The 4,435-nt window shown below is 52.2% G+C and carries 4 protein-coding genes; all 4 read left to right on the top strand.

Features of this window, described 5'->3' with window-relative positions:
• Positions 1–3,510: DNA/RNA non-specific endonuclease (locus ACTHR7_RS10680; protein WP_440370793.1), on the top strand; the 3,510-nt coding region annotated here is incomplete at its 5' end.
• Positions 3,511–3,512: 2 nt separating this feature from the next.
• A complete protein-coding gene (locus tag ACTHR7_RS10675; RefSeq protein WP_070461644.1) occupies positions 3,513–3,941 on the top strand; it encodes a hypothetical protein in 429 nt (142 codons plus the stop codon).
• The gene (locus ACTHR7_RS10670) at positions 3,934–4,125 is read left to right on the top strand and encodes a hypothetical protein (RefSeq protein WP_083323879.1); all 192 of its coding nucleotides are present in this window, start codon (positions 3,934–3,936) and stop codon (positions 4,123–4,125) included. Before ACTHR7_RS10675 ends, ACTHR7_RS10670 begins: the two co-directional genes overlap by 8 nt.
• Positions 4,083–4,435 (top strand): hemagglutinin repeat-containing protein (locus tag ACTHR7_RS10665; RefSeq protein ID WP_440370792.1); only part of this gene is annotated, 353 nt, incomplete at its 3' end. The genes ACTHR7_RS10670 and ACTHR7_RS10665, both read left to right, overlap by 43 nt.

The raw sequence follows: 4,435 nt of genomic DNA, 5'->3' as shown, positions 1-4,435 counted from the left end.
CAAACCCATCAAAACACCCTGCTGCAATCGGACAAACTGCAGCTCAGCAGCAAGGGCAATACCGTGCTGAACGGTGCTCAAGCCCATGCAAAACGCATCGACGCCGAAGTCGGCGGCACACTGCACATCGAAAGCCCGCAGGACACTGTCGAACAGGAAAGCAAACAAAGCGGCGGCGGCATCCGCGCCCAAGTCGCGCTCGGTACCGCATGGAGCGTATCCGGCAACTACAACCAAAGCAAAGCCAGCGGCCACAGCCGCAGCGTCGGCAGCCAGAGCGGTCTCTTTGCCGGCGAAGGCGGCTACCACATCAAAGCCGACAGCGTCCGGCTTAAAGGCGGCGCCATCGCTTCTGCCGCAGATAAAGACCACAACGAACTCACCGCCCGCAGTTTCAGCTTTGAAGACATCCGCAACGAAAGCAGCTACAGCGCCAGCAGCATGGGCATCGGCGCCGGCTACGGCGGCAGCCTGAAAGGCAGCGGCGGCTTCAATCAAAGCGCCTTCGGCCGTGCGTCCCAAACCGCCGGCCAAAACATCAAGCAAGGCCTCAACTACAGCCCCACCCTGCCGCAACATGAAAGCGGCGGCAGCCAAGGCTATACCCGCTCCGTACTCAGCGAAGGCAACATCACCATCGGCGACCAAGCCACCAGCGCCCGCGCACTCGGCATCCAAACCGATCTGCAAAACGCCCACCGCAGCGCCGAAGCCGTACCCGATCTGCAAAACCTACTCGACAAACAGCAAACCGTCGCCCAATCGACTGCCGTCATCCACAGCGCCGTTGCCACCTATAGTGGCAACCGTGCCAAAGCGGCAGCCGAAGAGCTGGAAAAACAACAGGCCGCTTACGAAGGCCGTCTGAAAGAGCAAAACGACGGCAGTTATGAGCAATATGCCGGTAAAAGCGACAGCGAACGGCTGTCCATGAGGCTGGGGAACGCGAAGTATGCCCAAGCTTACCAAGAAGCCCGAAGCTGGGGCGTAGGCGGCAGCAAAAGCCGTGCGCTTAGCGCCGCCGAAACCCTGATTACCGGCGCATTGGGCGGCCAGGGTGATTTACAGCTGGCGGCCAATACGTTGGCGCCGTATGCCGCAGCCGCCATCGGCAAGCGCTTCGGCCACGGTGAAAACAAAAACGAAGCCGCGCAAGCAATCGGCCACTTTATGCTCGGTGCCGCCTTGGCCTACGCCAACGGCGCCGACCCGCTTGCCGGCGGCAGCGCTGCCGTTGCCGCCGAACGCGCAGCCGAATACCTGGCCAAACAATACGACGACGGCAAGACCGCGATTGACCCGATAAGCGGAAAATTCAATCCCAACCTTCTGCCCGAGCACATTAAAGAAGAGATCAAAGCGCAGACCGGGGCGCTTGCTTCGGTGGTGGGTGCGGCCGGAGGCAGTCTGAACGGCACGAACAGCAGCAACGGAGCGTTGTTTGATGCGCAAGTTGCCGGGACGGTCGGACAGAATGCGGTGGAGAATAACTATCTGAGCAAAGAAGAAACCATCGAGTTTGAAAGAAGATTGGAACAATGCGCGATAGGCGATAAAAAATGTCTGGATGAAACATTTGCAGACGCCCGTATGCGCAGCGCAAAAAACCGCAATGATTTGATACTGCAATGCCAACGCGGAGGCGACCAAGATCCTGCGTGCGCCGCGAAAAAAGTTGAAATACGTGAAGGCTTGCAATATGTCACCAGTGAAGAATATGCGCCGCTTTATGCAAGCAGGCAGTATCCACCCAGAAGAAAATGGGCTCAACTTGAGCCTGTTACACAAACCGATTCTATTTCACCTAACCAAGCAGGAGACGATGCAAAAAACTTACCGGTCGTTACCGTTCTCCCCGATTGGATCGGCAAAGAAGGTTACAGCAGCCGGCACTTTATCATTTGGGAAAATATGACCGATATTGCCTATTTGGAGAGTGACCGTCAAAAAGCTGCCGATATCACCCATTATCTCGACGGCATTTCATTTAACCACACCAATCAGCGTAAGAGCCTGTTACGTCCGTCCGATTTTTGGTACACCCTTCGTGGCGCTTTCTCAGTAGGAAAATCGCCCCGTCTCGGCAATCTCCCCCAGCAGGTAGCTGATGGCCAACAGCCGGACAAACCATTTACTGAGCGGGCAGTTGAGAAAGTCTTCAGTGCCCCATTTGACATACGCGTTGCCGATCGTATCTTGATTGATACCGGAGAAGGCATTATCGGTCTCGGTGAAGGATTATGGAACGGAGGGAAGTACGTCATTCAAAATCCGGATCGGGTCTGGAATAAGCTGGAACAGTTGGCTACCAACCAAGAGGAGCGGGATAAAGTAATCGATTCTGCCGGTACAGCCATCCGGCACGAATGGAGCCTGTTCAAACGGCATAGCAGCAATTTCGGACATGCTGTTGCCAATGGCAATTTGGGTGATGCGGTCGATGACATGGAAACGGCTACAGCCAATGTAGGCGGTTTTATCGTTCCCGGAAAAGCTGCAAAACACGGTGGAGAAATCATCAGTAAAGGGGTTCGCTATGTAGGCGGGAATTTGGTTGGCGAAAGCGGGAGGTTTGCGCGAAAAGTCGCAGACAACGGGAAGCAAGAGCTTCAAAAAATAAAGGAAGGCTTTGACAATTTCTGCCATGGTGCGCAATGCGGACTGGCCACACCGGAGGGTATCGGATTGCCGCACAGAGTGCAGCCTGAAAGCCCGTCTCTTCCAATGGAAAGCCGTGCGCACGGCAAGGGCGGCACCAAATCCGGCGCAACCGGCAAAGGCAGCACATCAGCCAAAGGAAGCGGGCAGCCCGAATCTTCGCCACCCAAAGGCGGCACGGCGGGAGAGAAGTTTGACAAAGCGGTAGGCAATGTTGCGGAGAAAGTCGGACAAGGGAATGCGGTATATGATCAGACCTTTGGCAAGCAGGGCGGAATCGGGCGTCTGGAAGAAAATGTGCACAACAAACAGCCTCCCGCCCGCAATAACCGCTTGAACACGAATAACTCGAAACTTCAGAATAGCACCCAAACTATTTCGTCTGATACAATTATCAAAGACGGATCGCATTTTGATCAGAAAGGAAAACTAAAACCAAATGTAACATATCAAGCCGGAGAGTTTGAATATATATACCAAACTGATCATCTTGGGCGGTTAAAAACATGGGAAGCACAAGAGCTTCAGTTAACCAAACGTTCCGACAGGCTTCATCATAACCCTAATACTCCGGGAAAACTCAGTGGTGATCATGCTGGTCATTTGGCGGGAGATAGATTTGGCGGGTCTCCAAAGTTGGATAATCTGGTATCCCAGCTTAGCGGAGTTAATTTAAGCAATTATAAAATTCTAGAAAATGAATGGGCAAATGCATTAATGGAAAAGAAACGCGTAACGGTAAATGTTGATATACAATACAAGGGAAATAGTTTAAGGCCAGATCATTTTGTTATTCAATATGAAATTGATGGCATTAAAAAAGTTGAAAAGATTTACAACACAGGAAAGTAAAAATGAAATTTGAAGATAAGATATCAGAAATACAAGAACGTATGCTTAGCTTGGCACTTGAATTTTCAGGAGAGGGGGTTACCGCTGTCTATATATATGGTGCAAGGGAAAGAAACGTATTGTCTTTTGATGCTTTTTTTAAAGTGGGTAATAAAATTATGAGAAAGGAGTCTTTTAATACAAAAGAGATTCAATGGCAGTTTCTTAATCTTGGAATGGAAGATTATTCGGAACTATGCTCTGTCTTTGCCGAGAATCATCAGGAAATTCCAACTCAGTTGAAACTCATATATGACAATGTAAATCAGAAAGCATCCGCTAATTATTCATATGAAAAATTTTTCTCGCATAGAGATGATTTAACACCGGGTAATATTTTTGAACAATGGTTTAAAGAAGAAAAGCAAAAAACAGAAAACCCGTATGGCTAATCATGATTCCATAATGCAGATTAAAGGCAGCCCGAAACCCCATTCAGGCTGTCGTTTGCATTTGGGCACGCTGGCTTTCAGCCTGCTGCTCGGTTTCGGTTCGGCTCTGATTGTGCCCGCCGCCGCAGCCGCAGCACGCAGGTGCAGGATGGCAGCAGCGCCGAAGCCGTCGGCAGCTCGCTGACGGCCGGCCGCCATCTCAGCATCCGTGCCACCGAAGGCAACATCGAAGCCAAAGGCACACAAATCTCCGCCGAAGGCGATGCCCTGCTGTATGCCCGCGACGACATCCGACTGCTGGCCGCGGCCGACAGCCGCCGGCAAACCGGCAGCAGCAAGCGTAGCGGTTTCTCCATCGACAACCGCGACCATATCACCCCCTTCGGCACCTTTAACGATCAGGGGCAGGCTGCGGGTGAGATCGGCAGCATCAGCGGCAGCACCCTGTCCGTGGGCGGTAAAACCCGTCTGCTTGCCGAAAAAGGCAATATCGC

The organism is Neisseria sp. P0007.S010, assembly GCF_051962875.1.
Taxonomy (GTDB): domain Bacteria; phylum Pseudomonadota; class Gammaproteobacteria; order Burkholderiales; family Neisseriaceae; genus Neisseria; species Neisseria subflava_A.
The sequence above is the reverse complement of the archived record's forward strand: the minus strand, read 5'-3'. Positions and strand labels throughout refer to the sequence as shown.

What these genes read in the sequence shown, in the direction of transcription:
- ACTHR7_RS10675 (WP_070461644.1), top strand. Translation starts at nt 3,513, where the DNA reads ATGAAATTTGAAGATAAGATATCAGAAATACAAGAACGTATGCTTAGC.
- ACTHR7_RS10670 (WP_083323879.1), top strand. Translation starts at nt 3,934, where the DNA reads ATGGCTAATCATGATTCCATAATGCAGATTAAAGGCAGCCCGAAACCC.